Origin of the sequence: Halorubrum vacuolatum, from assembly GCF_900188065.1 — an archaeon.
GTDB lineage: Archaea > Halobacteriota > Halobacteria > Halobacteriales > Haloferacaceae > Halorubrum > Halorubrum vacuolatum.
The window spans coordinates 26,676-41,278 of the sequence record NZ_FZNQ01000021.1; the positions used below are offsets into that span (position 1 = coordinate 26,676).

General features: G+C 55.6%; 9 protein-coding genes, 4 pseudogenes and 1 CRISPR repeat array. Of the genes and pseudogenes, 6 read left to right on the forward strand and 7 right to left on the reverse strand.

The window, feature by feature from the left end; genetic code table 11:
• Positions 1-90 precede the first annotated feature (90 nt).
• Positions 91-1,539: pseudogene (locus tag CHB65_RS14190) on the forward strand (type B DNA-directed DNA polymerase); the annotation flags it as partial.
• Here the strand turns inward: CHB65_RS14190 and CHB65_RS14195 are convergent.
• Positions 1,483-3,726 carry a TM1802 family CRISPR-associated protein gene (locus CHB65_RS14195; RefSeq protein WP_089385707.1) on the reverse strand — a complete coding sequence of 748 codons (2,244 nt, stop codon included), beginning with the start codon at positions 3,724-3,726 and terminating at the stop codon, positions 1,483-1,485. The pseudogene CHB65_RS14190 and the gene CHB65_RS14195 overlap by 57 nt on opposite strands.
• Positions 3,716-4,489, reverse strand: coding sequence for a CRISPR-associated endoribonuclease Cas6 (cas6, locus tag CHB65_RS14200; RefSeq protein ID WP_089385708.1), 774 nt, complete (start codon positions 4,487-4,489; stop codon positions 3,716-3,718). Before cas6 ends, CHB65_RS14195 begins: the two co-directional genes overlap by 11 nt.
• A gap of 125 nt (positions 4,490-4,614) precedes the next feature.
• A CRISPR array of direct repeats spans positions 4,615-4,908; the repeat unit is 30 nt; unit sequence GCTTCAACACCACGAGGGTCCGTCTGAAAC.
• Positions 4,909-5,541: 633 nt separating this feature from the next.
• Between cas6 and CHB65_RS14205 the strand changes: the two genes are divergently transcribed.
• From CHB65_RS14205 to CHB65_RS18020, 3 genes and pseudogenes are all read left to right on the forward strand, one after another.
• Positions 5,542-6,423 (forward strand): ParA family protein, encoded by an 882-nt coding sequence (locus CHB65_RS14205; RefSeq protein ID WP_089385709.1) that lies wholly within the window; start codon positions 5,542-5,544, stop codon positions 6,421-6,423.
• Entirely contained in the window at positions 6,423-6,815 is a 393-nt protein-coding gene (locus CHB65_RS14210) for a hypothetical protein (RefSeq protein ID WP_089385710.1), read from the forward strand. Before CHB65_RS14205 ends, CHB65_RS14210 begins: the two co-directional genes overlap by 1 nt.
• A gap of 492 nt (positions 6,816-7,307) precedes the next feature.
• Positions 7,308-7,691, forward strand: a pseudogene (locus tag CHB65_RS18020) (hypothetical protein).
• A 624-nt stretch (positions 7,692-8,315) separates the two neighbouring features.
• On the opposite strand, the gene CHB65_RS17025 reads toward CHB65_RS18020, so the two are convergent.
• Positions 8,316-8,660, reverse strand: a complete 345-nt coding sequence (locus CHB65_RS17025) for a hypothetical protein (RefSeq protein WP_143420436.1) — start codon at positions 8,658-8,660, stop codon at positions 8,316-8,318.
• 137 nt (positions 8,661-8,797) lie between these two features.
• Here CHB65_RS17025 and CHB65_RS14225 point away from each other — a divergent pair.
• A pseudogene (locus CHB65_RS14225) lies at positions 8,798-9,229 on the forward strand (IS5/IS1182 family transposase); the annotation flags it as partial.
• A gap of 362 nt (positions 9,230-9,591) precedes the next feature.
• On the opposite strand, the gene CHB65_RS17030 reads toward CHB65_RS14225, so the two are convergent.
• From CHB65_RS17030 to CHB65_RS14240, 3 genes are all read right to left on the reverse strand, one after another.
• Entirely contained in the window at positions 9,592-10,239 is a 648-nt protein-coding gene (locus CHB65_RS17030; protein WP_143420437.1) for a hypothetical protein, read from the reverse strand.
• 295 nt (positions 10,240-10,534) lie between these two features.
• Positions 10,535-10,816, reverse strand: coding sequence for a helix-turn-helix transcriptional regulator (locus CHB65_RS14235; protein ID WP_089385713.1), 282 nt, complete (start codon positions 10,814-10,816; stop codon positions 10,535-10,537).
• Positions 10,817-11,122: 306 nt separating this feature from the next.
• Positions 11,123-11,761 carry a site-specific integrase gene (locus CHB65_RS14240; RefSeq protein ID WP_179213677.1) on the reverse strand — a complete coding sequence of 213 codons (639 nt, stop codon included), beginning with the start codon at positions 11,759-11,761 and terminating at the stop codon, positions 11,123-11,125.
• Positions 11,762-12,114: 353 nt separating this feature from the next.
• Between CHB65_RS14240 and CHB65_RS14245 the strand changes: the two are divergent.
• Positions 12,115-12,894: pseudogene (locus CHB65_RS14245) on the forward strand (RNA-guided endonuclease InsQ/TnpB family protein); the annotation flags it as partial.
• A gap of 215 nt (positions 12,895-13,109) precedes the next feature.
• Here CHB65_RS14245 and CHB65_RS14250 read toward each other — a convergent pair.
• The coding region (locus tag CHB65_RS14250; protein WP_089385715.1) for a primary-amine oxidase at positions 13,110-14,603 on the reverse strand (1,494 nt) is incomplete at its 5' end.

The window sequence follows — 14,603 nt, forward strand, 5'->3', positions numbered from 1 at the left end:
GAGATGGTTGCGAGAGAGAACATCGTTCCCTGAAATCCGGAAGTGACACGCCATCGATTATCCGGAACCCCACTGTTGGTTCTGTAGGGAATGCCGTTCACAATTGACTTCCTAAGCGACGGTCGCGTCCTGGAGTGGGAGGCAACCGCCGACGGCGTCGTCGTAACAGAACGAGATAACTACACACCGCGATTCTACGTCGCCCCTCGGGACCCTGATGCCAACCTCGACCTCACGACGCTCCAGTCGGTGTACGACCAGCACCCAGACGTCGTCGCGACCGAGATGGTTACGCGACGGCCGGGCTTTCGACGAGACGAGGAGGCCGTTCTCGCGGTCGACGTCGCCCACATCGACCGCATCACTCCACTCGCCCGGCAGGCGCGTCAGCTGTCGGCCTATCCAGTCGGGGATCTCGCCTGCTTCAACGTCGACTTCTCGCGAGAGTTCCGATACTGTCTGGAGACCAGCGCCGATCCGACGCCGGCGAGCGAGCTGTCGACGCTTCGGCTCAGCGTCCCGGTGACCGAAACGAGCAACGACGTCTATGTGGAGCTGTCCGTCGCCGGCGACACCGTCACCGGCTCACCGACGGATATCCTGACCGCCGTCCAGGGGGCGCTCGACGCACACGATCCGGACGTCCTAGTCTGCTCGACGAGCGAGATCGTCCCGACCCTGTACGAGATGGCGACGGATGCCGGCATCGACGACTTCTCGCTGAGTCGGTGGCCGGGCGTCGACTACCAGCAGCTCGCGAGCCAGTCGACGTACTCGAGCTACGGTCGCGTCGGCCACTCCCCAGCGCGGTACAACGTCCCTGGACGGGCGATCATCGACGAGTCGAACACGTTCTTCTACGGGGAGACGAACCTCGACGGCGTCCTCGACCTCGTGTCGCGCTCGAAAAAGCCCGTCCAGGAGCTCGCGTGGGCGTCGATCGGGAACGTCCTCACCGCGATCCAGATTTGCGAGGCCCACGACCGCGGCGTCCTCGTGCCGTGGAACTCCTGGCGTCACGAGTTCTACAAGCCGATGGGGACGCTCCACGATGCCGACCGCGGCGGCTTCATCTTCGCTCCTGAGGTCGGCCTCCACGAAAACGTCCACGAACTCGACTTCTCCTCATTGTACCCGAACATCATCTGTACCCGGAACGTCTCACCGGACGTCATCCGGTGTGACTGCCACAGCGACCGCAACGACGTCCCCGGCCTCGGGTACTCGATCTGCGACGACCGGGGCTACCTCGTCGACGTGCTCCAGCCGATCATCGACGCTCGCGACGAGATCAAGGCGGCCATCCGTCGCGAGAAGGAACGGAACGGCCCCGATGAGGACCGGCTGGCGGAGCTCGAGGGACGGTCGGGAGCGCTAAAGTGGATTCTCGTCGCCTGCTTCGGCTATCAAGGGTTCAGCAACGCGAAATTCGGCCGTATCGAGTGCCACGAGGCAATCAACGCGTTCGCTCGCGAGATCCTACTAACGGCGAAACAGCGGCTGGAAGCGGGCGGCTGGCGCGTCGTCCACGGCATCGTCGTCTTCGTCGTACAGGCTCGAATCGCTCAGGCCGTAGGCAATCCCGAGGCTGTATAGCCATTGAATCTCGGCCTCTGTGAGCCGCCACGACTGGGGATCTTCGGCCAGCATCGTATCGGCCAGCCGGTCGGTATAGCGAGCGTTCGTCCAGTATGATCGGTTGCCGTCAGCCTCAGCGTAGGTGTTATCCATCTGGAGCGTCCCTTTGGTCACCTCCTTGACCGTCTGCTTGGTAATATAGTCGACCGGATACCGGCGAACGAGCGTCGACGTGATATTCTTACGGCTCTGGTACGCCGTAATCCGTCCGACCAGCGCCCCAAGCGTGAATATCGCCTGCTCGGAGGCTCCTGAAAGGGCCTCGTGGCTCTCTATAAATTCATCCAACCGCTCTTCTCGGGTTTCAAATTCTGTTGGCATCTCTGTGTAACCGAACGCAATTGTGTTGCTTGTATCGAGCCCGCCCACCGCCGCTAAAGCGTGGATCTGGGCGTACTGCTCAACGACATTTCGCCGGAACAAGTCGTACCCGTTGCCGTCTCCGAACATCTTGTGCTGGTCTTGCACCAACTGGTGAATGTAGTGCTCTAACAGCCGGCTGGCGTCAATCGGCGTCCCGGTGAGCAAGTTCCTCACCCGTTCCATCCGGCTATCGTCTATGTCACCAGCTCCCGGCGGTTCGTTCGCCTCCCGGCTGTTCCGGGTTGGCTCTGTCGTCCGGCGGAAATACCCCCCGTAGAGGATGTACCGGACGAGATTCAGGCTCCGGCCCAAAAGCGGGCTTTTGTCTGGATCTGGGTTCTCGTTGAAGATCCCATCCGCAGCGAAGACCGCACTCCCGGTCACGTCGTTATGTGCGTTCTCAAGCTGCAAGGCCGGAGAGACGCCATCGATCGTGTCGAAAAAGACGCGGGCGGGGTTGCCTGAGATCCGATGCACGACCGCAAAACGGACGCTGTCCCAGTAATCAGCCGACTCCTCGCCAAACCCGACGTCGTGCTCGGAGAGAAAGTCGGTGATCGATGCCTGCCCGCCCGAACGGACGGGATCTGCATCGCCAAAGAACCCCGATACCGTCTCATCGAATGAACCGTCTGACCCGCCCTCGGCATCGCGAAGCCGGGTGTAGACGCGATCGTGGAACCACTCGAACGTCTCCGGGTCAAGCTCACTTCGACGGACTGCGAGATACGGGAGCAAGAACAGCCGCCGGTTGTAGCCGAGCCCTCGATGGAAGTTGTCGAACAGGGAATCGGCCAAACTAACCGCCGCAGCGGTGTCAAACCGTAATGGGTGGATTCGCCATGCGGATGAACCAGTCGTATCCAGATCCGGGAAGTGCTCTCGCTGTTGCTTGCCGTACATTGAGAACACGCCGGGTGAACCGCCCGTGACACGCCCCGGCTCGTCGCTCACCAAGCCGACACCCTGACCGCTGGCATCGTCGACGTTGATGTTTTCAAGTTTTGCTTGCTTCCTCACCCGCATCACCTCGTTCAACACCGGAACCTCCCCCGGGAACTTCCACTCCTCCTCACCGGGGAGCTTCACACGGACGGTGATCAGCACCTCCAACTCCTCATCTTCGGATGCTACAAGGTCTAAGAACGCATCTGAAAGCTGGTCCATCACCTCGTCGTCCTGACCGAGCGTGGCTAACCCATCCAGAATCGCCCGATCAGCACCGTTCGCTTCCGCACGGACCTGATCGGCGGCCTCTGATACCGGCCATGACGTGAATCGGTCACGGAGCGTATTCGTGCCCGACCCACTCACGCCCGCAAGATAGCGAGCGTCTTTGCCCCCTTTGTGCGTCGTGAGGGAGTAATCAGTCATCAGACCCCGCTTCTTGTTAGGATAGGAATGGCCCACCCGGAAGCGATCTGCCTCCGTGTACGTCGCCAACTCGACCGGGCCACCCTCGGCATCCGATCGGAGCTTCGGATACACCGGGTCGGAGAGATCGACGTAGGCGATAAGGAGGCTATCACGCTCGCCAAACAGGTTGCTCTTCGCGTTCGGCGTCAGATACGCGAGATACTCCGGGGCAAGGTCGAAATCGAGGTCGGGCGACTGCTGTGTGCTATACCACTCGAAGAGCGTGTATTGCCACGCTACCTCGTACAGCGTTGCCGGGAGGCGATCGTGCATCCGGCTGACCGCCACGTCGGCGTCTCTATCCGTCATAGCTCGTGATATTGACAAAGCCAAAGCCGAGGCTGTTGGCCTCACCTACCCCAACGTCCAACAGGAGATTCAGGTGTCGACGGTGATCCGAGTCGCGAACGGTGTAATCGAACCGCCACTTGCTCAGAACCCACGTCTCCTGTCTCCCGCTCGTGATCGTCACCGGGATCGCGAACGTCTTGAGAAGCTCGTACCCATCGAAGAGGTTGCCAGCAACGTCCGAAGGACCGGGTAAGTGATCCGCACAGAACAGGCTGTGCTTTTTATCCAAGTTGTTCTCCACCTGCGTCAGAAACGGGTCTAACGTGTGCTCAGGCCGCCAAAACTCGGCCTCGTCACTATCCACGTTGATCCCGTAGTCGTCAAACCGCCACGGCGGGATCCGGACGACGACGCCCGTCCCCGTCTCTAAGGTGCCTGTTGTCCCGGGCTCACCCACGTCGGGCGAAAGCGGAGAGACGTCGGTGACGCGGAAGGGCATCTCACCGATATTGAGCTCACGCCTGCGGGTCAAGTCCTCGGCGATGTATGCGAGCAGCTCCTCGTTCGGTGACGCGATCAAGAGCGACCGCTCATCGCCACGCTCCATATCACGCGGCGGGAACGGGTTGGAACTGACGAACGGGGCGGGGCGTTCGGCGTCGTGGAGGTCGTCGTATGGGCTCGATTCAAGTGCGTTCCAGATTCGCCCACGCAACTTGTGGTGATACGCATTATCGTATGCCGCATCGTGCCGCGCACGGAGTCGAGTAAGTATCCGCACCGGCTAAATCACCTCTCGTGTCTGGTAATACACCATACCGGAGGTCCGGCGCTATCACTTAAAAATCATCACCTGAGTTGTCAGGTCCACCCCTAATGTTCTATAGATTTCTCTCCTCGCACTGCGCTTCAACACCACAGAGGTCCATCTGAAACATAATCACGCGGGCATACCAGCGCATCCGTTCGTTGCTTCAACACCACAGGGGTCCGTCTGAAACTCACGACGGCCGGGCGGCCATCCTTGGTGACTGGCTTGCTTCAACACCACGAGGGTCCGTCTGAAACCATCGGCGAACCGTTCGGGATCGAAAAGTGGATCGCGCTTCAACACCACGAGGGTCCGTCTGAAACTCGGACGGCGGTGCGTGCATCGCCATAACTTCAGCGGCTTCAACACCACGAGGGTCCGTCTGAAACCATAGCCGAAACCGACTACACAACCGTTCTATCACCGCCTTTGACTTGAGTTTTCTGTCGACCTTCAATACCCCGCGCACCCCCGGGGGGTCGACTGAACAGTCGGTGGCTCACTCGGTCTCCTCACTCGATGTGAGGTACTCGTCAAGCTGGTCGCGAAGGCTTGCCGCCTCCTCGGGGGTCAGGTGTGCCATATCGAACTCGCTGGCATGAAATCCTCCTCGCAGTAAGCAGCGAAGTTTCCTCGCGCTCGGGCATCCCCATCGCAGTATCTGCCTGCCGAAGCGATCGTTCTCGGCGAGACTCTACTGGAACTTACTGATTGATGTGACGCCTTTGACATCCTCCCCGCGCTGAAGCGCGAGGATTCCAGCGCGGGACAGCGGGCCGGTCCCGTGTCACCGCTGGCAACTTCTCGCCTGCAGAACGGGATTCGGCGAGGCTTTCTCCTTGGTTTCTGTAACTCTGCAGTCCGATCATAGGTGGACAGGTGGTCGTTGTGAGAGAATCTGAAGCCGCCTCCTCTTATTAGATAACTTACTTATATTAGAATCTTAGATAAGAATCTAATTTTAGAATCTTAGATTATTGTCTGACGTAACTATATAATCTATGAGAGTTAGATAAGATACAATGCTTTCATATACCGTCTACAGCGAGGCCGGCGGTGTCGGCAAGACAACGCTGACATGGAACACAGCGGTCGCGCACGCTCGCGCGGGTCTCAACGTGCTCGTCATCCCGCTTGATCCCCAAGACGGCAACTTGAGCCGCCTCGCCGATGTCGACGGCGATCGCACCGACCCGCAGGCTGACAGCTTGGTTCGTCACCTCGTCGGGAGCCCCCGTGGTGAGTTCAACGACCTGATCCGGAGGGCTGAGGGAGTCGACATCGTCCCAGAGCACAACACGCTCTCAGATCTACAAGACCACCTACGCAGAGAGAAACAAAAGGCCGAGGACTTTGGTGACGCGTTCAATATCTACGCGCAGTTGCGACGCGTGCTCTCGGAGAACGGCGTACCGTCGGAGTATGATGTCGTCGTTTGTGACCCACCAGCGACCGAGTCGATCCACCTCTATAACGCGATTTACGCGATGCGAAACCTCCTGATCCCACTGGAGCCCAGCGCGAAGGGAGAGGCTTCTGTCCAAGGACTCGAGCAACTGGCGACAAACTTCGCCGACCAGCTAGAGATTGACGTCGGCGTCCTTGGCGCCGTCCCGATGGGCTACAAAGACACCGCTGACCAGCGGGAGATGCTCGAAGATGTTCCATTCGAGGTCCCGGCGGTGATCGGCGACCGGACAGCGCTCATGGAGGGCTGCTGGAAGATGCAGTGTTCGGCGTTCGAGTACGTTCGGAAGTATCGCAGCCCTCGCCGCGACTACGAGGTCGAGACGCTGGCGCAGTTTGATGAGATCGCGCGATATCTTGAGCAGCAGGCTGGCGTCGAGGCGCCGTCGGTACCCGAACCGGGAGCTCTCGACGAGGATAACGAGGTGACGGTCTGATGGCGGGCTTCAAAGAGGGCTCAGTTAACGGCTGGGGCGACGAGGAAGAAGACGAAGCGGGGGGGAGCGACACCGGCTCCACCGATGCCAGCGTCGACACTGGCCTCCATCGAGATGAGCGTACCACGTCGCGGGTCGTGGAGGAGTCAACGCCGCGCCTTCCGTGGATCCACCGGCGGAGTAGCATCACGGACGGCCGCGAGAACACTAAGCAACTCCATCTTCAGGATACGACGGTTGAGGTTGAACGCAAGCAGAAGTCAAAGATCGAGGACCTCCTCGGCGAGAGCGTGAAGAAGGCTGATCTTCGCGAGGCAGCCCTCCTGGTCGGGCTGATGCACATCGAGGAAACTGCCGATCAGCTCCAGGAGTGGGGGTACGCGGTGGAGTGACTTGACAAATTCATATCGCGATATGCACTATACGTGGGTGGAAAAACACACTTTGTAGGCCTACACTCCACTATCGAAGTGTATTCTGACCGCCTGAACCCCTGCTTCGAGACGTCGATATCGGTGTCCTCAAGGCGGTGAAACAGGTACACACCACGTTTTCAGTAAATTAGTCCTAGAATCCGGGGTTAGATAGTTTATCCTAAATATTAGGCCCTTCCCCACAGTCTGTACGATTTTAACCAACAACTCATCTCTCCACCACGCCATGTTGGTTAATTTCAGTCACTATCGTAGAGGGTTTCAATAGGGCCAATTAATTCTGATAAAAAGTTGGGTAGTCCTTTTATACTGTTACTTCGAATTTGTTTCTATGGTGATTTTGTTCTCGGTTATCGGGCTGCGTCGATACAGCACGGCTTGATCGAGTTGGAGCCCAGAGCCTCCAAATCACCCGTCGCTGAAGAAAGGAATGTACAGCTCCTCAAAAGGATGAAAGAGGGTGCCGGAGAGAACCTATTTGCAGACGATGAGCCATCAGATCAGAGTGCCAGCACGCGATCATCACCCAGTCATGCGGAACAGACCCAACCTGCGCAAGCTGATGATAGGACAGACGACCGAGATCAAAGACAATTCCAGATACCGTATAAATTCCGCCGTGATGGTGTCCAAGACGGTCGCGAACGGGTTCCACTGTTCCTTCAGCCAGAGACAAAACGAGGCGAGCGCGAAGCATAAGGTGAACTTGAGGAGCGACTAGATGAGGACGTCTCCATCACGGACCTTCGCCAGGCACTTATGAAAGCCGGGCTTCAGCATCTCGATGAAGTGGAAGGGAATCTTGAAGACTGGGGATACGGAAATCACATATAACCTCATCCTCGTCCGGTGGACGCGCGATATCTACTTTCAATCCGTGGTCACTCATGTTGAGTCTGATTTTATATATCGCACTGCCGTGTTCGTGGCGTTCTCTCGGTTCAGCCATTTCAGTGTCATCGTTCGTCGCAACTTCTGTTTTGTATCTACCATGCAGTCGTTCAAATGCAGCCGTTTCCGCACTTGTGTCGGGTGTTTATAGTCAACTACGTCGGGGCAAGTCCCGAGCTATCCGCCTTGTTTATTGATGAATGCGCTCAGCGGATAGATAGAGTATGTTGTGGCCAGTCTGCGAGATATACAACCGGAATCAAATCCGGCGTGCAAGTATCTCACTTATTATATTGCCAAGCTCCGTGTACTCGTTTCCGTTTCGGCACTCTTGCATTACTTGATCGATGTCTTCCGTTGTAGATATAATCGCCTCAGAACTTTCTGGGGGATATACTACCATGTTTCCCTCTACTTGGCCGGACTCCTCACGATCAAATTTGTGTTTGTGCTCAAGGAGCAAGATTACCTTATCATCTGTTTGCCCCTGAAGGTTTTTGCCGAATTTTGCTTTTATATTCAACCTTTTCAATTCTTGTTTACTGAGTCGGGTTTTCTGAGGCATTGTTATTCAATACGTATATCTCCCGCTGTCATTGGCTCCCCGCAACTGTTACAGAGTAACTTATCTTCGGGTGACGGTTCTTTAGTTGAATCCCCGCCAATTATATTGTCAATGTCCTGTTTCATATTATAATAAATATAGAGTTGTCTGATAAGCCACCATAACGTCTCAGGATCTGCTTGGCCGATATCGAATAGCTCGGTTAGCCCAAGAAATTTTGCTACTTCATCAGCGCCATTCAATTCAGATTTCAGAGCGTCTTTAAGATCACTTTCTGGTATTTCTATTGTCCTTGTCTGTGTAGGACATTCAGGTTCTGTACACTCTAAGGTCACAACTACTGCCATATGAGTATGTAGTATGCATACGTGTTAAGCTCTAGGAATTTAAAATCAGTACCTCACAAAGCTGCTGTGTTGAATAGCGATCTTATCTGCCATTTTCGGCGGTTTAGAAGGATGAAGCCGAGGAAATCGAGCTTGGTATGGAGATCAATATCCTTGACTTCATCGAGCAGTGTCGTGACCTAGCTAAACAAGCGTTGGGAAAGCACGCGGGCGAGCCCGCCAGCGGCGGGTTCGCCCGCTGGGTTCACGTCGTTTTGCACTGTTTTCGGGTCGAAGACGGCCACAGCTACCGTGAAACGTCTAATCGGCTGAAGTACATGGCTGAGGTCCGCGATGCTCTTGACTTAGATCGGGACGATATCCCCGATCACACGACGATCTACAAGTCGTTTGATCGGCTGAAAATGTGGGTGTGGCGGGCGCTGCTGCGCGTTTCTGCGCAGCAGCACCCGGAGTCTGGCCACGCTGCGCTCGACAGCACGTTCTTCGACCGCCGACGTGCGTCCTCGTACCATTCGTGTTCGCTTAACACTCATAGTAATAGGCTACGGCTTTTGAGCTCGACTGAGTTATGCGTATACGAAGGAAATGAGCGAGGTGCAAACCTCGCAGAACCGTCGGAGCAGGCTTGATCGAACGCCGATGCCCATCATTACTTAGCGGAGTCGGCTCTGTTGAAATCCTTCAGACTTGACACGATCTGCGTGCTGAATACAGCACGAGCTGAAGCTTGATTCCGAGGAGTAGTGATCGGTCAGTACAAGCCCTGTCGGTTTCGACAGACCGACATACTTTGCGACTGCCTTCGTGTCCTGAACAGTCAATAGTTAGGCTCAACGACATTCCATGCAGTATAAAGAAATAAGCTGGCTCCAATACCGAATAGCGAGATACAGAGGACTCACGGATCGCTCAGCACGCATTATATGATTTATTCTCTTTTGAAATCTTTATCCGCGGACTCTGTGTGGCGACCGTCGTCCATGAAGTATCCTGCTGCCTGCAAAGCCGATCCTGAAAGGAGGCTAGCTAGAATCTCGTCTTTGTGTTCTACTACCCAATCTCCCGCTTTGGACATATACTCTGAAGGTGTGTTTTGGTCATCCATATCACTCCCGGCATTTTGGGGCTGATCTACGCCAAAGAGGATCGATATTCCCATATGGAGATCAGGCCTCAGCCAGACGGATTCGAGAGAAATATCGTGGATTTGTGCGGCTGGGAGTTCAGGTTTCGACAAGCCCGCGTCGGTTGCGGCAATAACATTTGTAATCAATTCCCGCTCATATACATCAAACCCGTGGCCTAAGTGCGGTGCAAATACCCTACAATATTTGTCATTCCCATATTCTATGGGTTCGTTTAAATCATGTTCTGTACCCCAATATCCTATTCCACTAATAAGTGGGCCCTCTCCGATATCACCGGCTTGTACTTGATTTACTATCTGAAGCACGTCTCTGAGGGTATCACTCCGATAACGGTTGAATTCATCAACAAGAGATCTCTCCACACCTGGCTGTTCAATAGTGACCCCCGTCGGGAAATAGCACACGAACTCCCCCGAGTTAGGAACCATAATTAGTTCATGTTATATCATACAATCAAAGTAACGGTGGTATGTCTCCTTACTCTAAACCTATCTTAGATGGCTTGTTCAAAACCGGTTGAACCAACCTGCAGTCAGTACGCACTCTTCAGCGAACAGTTGATTCACCACTGATTGGTCGGAAGCAACGAACCACCTGTGCTGCATACACCCTCTGTATCTCGCACTACGGTCGAAACCTATCACTGCCTGAGGATTTCAACAGAGCCGCGGAGTCGTATTGATTCCAAAGAGCAGTTGAGACTGTGTCCCGCTGACGGGTTAATCAGCTGTCGCGGTCAATGTACTGAGCTTCCCACTCAACTCGTGCGTCAATTTCTCTGGTACCGCGTCGAGTAGTGGTATACTCGTTGGTCCGTCGGTCACGCTGGCTTTTCTCTATAAGTCCCTTCTCGACGAGTGTGTCAAGGTTGGGATACAGTCGACCGTGGTGGATCTCTTTTTCATAATAGTCCTCTAGTTCGTCCTTGATTGCGAGTCCATGCGGGTCTTCAAGACCAGCAACGACGCATAGCAGGTCCCGCTGAAACCCAGTGAGATCGTACATATCTCAGTAATATATATTCAACTTTTGAAATTCTATCGATCTTAAATATTTGTATCGGATAACAAGAGCCTTTCAACAAGTGCTTCTATACTCGTAGCTCTTGATACTCTCTCAAACTCCTTGTTCTAGCTATTGTTAACCCAACATCCGTATCCCGTTAATACACCCAATAACATCTTCCGCGCTTTGAAATTGACAGAGTCGTGAAGATCATGACAATCGACAGGCCGCACGGTCGAAGTCCTTTCTTACTGTTTAAAAACAGCGTATCAACGCTGAAACTGACAACTAGCCGAAGGCGGCAGCTTAGAGGTCATCGAACCCGGCCTGCGAGTCGTCTCTCGGGTCGTCGAGCGACAGGCGCTGGTCGAGGCTGTTCACGGCGTCACGCAGCTGAGCAATTTCCTTCTGGAGCATTTCGAGCGGGTCGGGTTCCACGTCCACTTCGTCACTGAAGAGACCTGCATCGGCGAGCGCGTCCTGGATGACGTCGTCGAACAATGCGTTCAGGTACGGGTCGATTCTATCTCTGTCTTCCCACCCACCGAGTTCCATCACGACCTCGGGGTCCACGCGCTCGCGGAGCATCATGTTCGTGGCAAAGAACACCCTGAAGTCGTGTGCAGTCACGTGCTGGAAGTCATCGTTCCCGGTACGTGACACGGCGTTCTCTGCACTCCTCTTGATGGAGTGTGCCATTGAGAGCTTGTCCTCGGGGAAGTACCCGGCCCGTTCACCGAAGCCCTCTATCTTACGGTACTCTTCGAGATCTTCATACAGGTCTCGTGGTACCCATGCGTCACGCCGATTTCCTTTCGTACCTCGGCCTTTAGACTTTTTGCCGTAGATCGTGACAAAGAGGATGTCCACGTCATCGTGGGTGCTTTCACGGATGTCGTCAGGGCCGAAGGTGAGCTCGCTGATACGGCAGCCCATCTCTCCCATCACACGCATGCCATCTCGGCCTCACGGTTGTGAGCGGATTCGATCATCACTTCGTAGTCGCGCGGATTCATGTAGACCCGCATGCCTTGCATGAGTGTTTTCAGTCGCATTGGCATGTTGAGGGGTCTCACTCACTGTAAAATACGCTTGGAAAGTAATATACAAGCGTTTAAGTGGATCAGCGAATGGCGTCCGAGTCGTCTGGTTGTCGTCCCGAGCCCATCGGTGTTCGGTTAAGCCCTATCTGACGGTTTGAGAGGTCTGAGCATCGGTCAATTCCTAGGTACACGCCCGACGTAGTCTATCTCTAAGCGCGTGGAATATAACTGAAAGTATTAACCGAACACGAATGGTACGACGAGGTTAGCGACACGTTTAGGGCTTTTCAACCAGTCACCGTTCCTGATTCTCGACTGGATTCACCACTGGCTTCTCACGAAGCCGCCCTCGACGTTGGCGCGAACAACCTCGTCGCCTGTTCCACGACCACTGGGAACCAGTACCTCTACGATGGTCGGGAGTTGTTCGGACGGTTCCGCGAGACGACCGACGAAATCGCTCGCCTCCAGTCAAAACTCCGCGAGGGGCGCTACAGCTCCAAGCGGATTCGTCGGCTGTACCGACAGCGGACGAAGCGCCGTGACCACGCACAGAACGCGCTGGTGCGCAATCTCGTTGAACGCCTGTACGATGAGGGTGTGGCAACGGTGTACGTGGGTGATCTGACCGACGTGCTGGAAACACACTGGTCGGTCAGCGTGAACGAGAAGACGCACAGCTTCTGGGCGTTCAAGAAGTTTATCCACCGTCTCGCGTGTGTCTGTAAGGAGTACGGCATCAGTCTCAAAGTCAAGTCGGAAGCGTGGACGAGTCAAACGTGTCCCGAGTGTGGGGGGCACGAGGAGACAGTTCGCCACGAGGATACGCTGACGTGTCCGTGTGGCTTTGAGGGACACGCCGACCTCACGGCGTCAGAGACGTTCCTTCGAGAAAATAGCGATACAGAACTCAGGCCGATGGCACGGCCCGTGCGATTCGAGTGGGACGACCACGATTGGTCGGGAAAACCACACCCTCACGAAAGTCTCAAAGAAGTGTGCACAAACCCGCAAGTTGCCTCCGTGGGTCGGTAGCCGAACCTCTCAACGGAGGAATCCTCGCGCGTTAGCGTGAGGAGGATGTCAAAGCGGCAACGAGGGGTGGATCCCAGTGATATGAAAAATGTAGTTTGTTACGGCTCGTAGGATATTGGCTATTTTTGTGTTAACCAACATGCTCCACGGATCAATAGATGTTGTTGGTTAATGTGGTAAGACCGGCATACGTACCTGCTAATCGTCACTCTGTCTCAGTTATCCTCAAGATCCATCCCCTCTTGGTTCTCTGTCTTCCATTTATCAATGTCTTTGATCGCGTGCTCTGGCGGGACGTCGATCGCTGGGTTCTCCTCGAAGAAGTGGGCAGGTTCGAGTTTGAATGAGACCATCTTTGTTGGAAGTATCGGCCAATCTTCGGGCACACTCACGTGAGTTTGACACATGTTATACCAGACAACGAGGTCCTCGTTGGCTATCGAGCGGTCCGCATCGGTCCAGACTGGCAGCCCCACGCCACCGGGATGTTGGTTCGGATACTCGCCGGCCGGGTAGCGCTCCGCGTCGTCGTACTGGCTCACCCAGAGGTGTTTCGTCGCAAACCCGGCTCGTTTGGCATTCGAAGAGCCTGGCTGCATCGGAAACGCGGTGTTCGTTCCCGCCTTGGGCATGAGCCGATAGCCGACGGGCTCACCTGTCGCGTCGTTCGTCACGTTCTCGTTAACGATTTCCCAGTAGCGGCCAGCGTGGGTGTCGGTCATGCGTTGTGCGTCGGATTCGCGTTCGAGCCGCGTCCGCTCAACGTAGGCAGCGTTGCCGTGGGGATTCAGGTTTTGATCAGTCACCCCGGCGTGAGGAGTTGGGTCGTATCCCTCGGGCCCGTAGGGGACGTCGTTGAGGTTGACCTCGCGGACCGTGTTCGTCTCGCCGTCGATGGTGAAATCCAGACGACAATTAAAGACGTGCTGGTGGAGCATTGACTTGTGTCCAGGACCGATCGTCTCAGAGTAGCCGGTCTCGCGGTTGTCTCCCGATAAAAGTCCGGTCGCGTTACAGCCGGTGAGTCTCACTTCGCTCTCGATCGAGCCGTCCTGGTAGAAGTACCAGTAGAACGCGAAGTCGTAGTTTCCGATCGTGGAGATAAACGAGATCACGAGGCGTCGATTCCGCCGGACTTCGTGATCACCGACCCGCCAGTCGTAGTGCTTCCAGAGGAGACCGTAATCCTCCTCGTGAAGACAGATCGCGTTGGGGATCACCTGTGCGTTACCGTCGCCGTCATTGAGGACCGCGTCCCAGTAGTGCATGTATCCGAGACAATCACAGCCCTCGGTCAACGAATTCGCCAGTCGCCCGAGACCGTACTCGCCGACGTCGAACGGGGCCTTCCAGTCATGGTCCGGATCGGGGTCGTTGTACGCCGTCACCACCTCCGGATAGGACGCCCGTCGGAGGATCGGTCGCTCTGTGCCCTCGTCCTCGTAGGTGATGTCATACAGTACTAACCCCTCCCGGTGGTTGAAGCCGACGCGGACGTGCCAGTTTTGCCACTCGACGGTGTGGCCGTCGACGTTCCAGCTCGGCCCATCCGGCTGGATGACGTTATATGGGGTGAGATCGTCGCGTAGATCCCGTTTCCCCTCCCGGTAGTAGTGGGTCCGCAAATTCTCGACGACGTTCGTGTTTTTCGGGCCGGTATCGACGAGTTTGACGACCTCGCGCTCGTCGAGATCAACCCATGCGTGTAT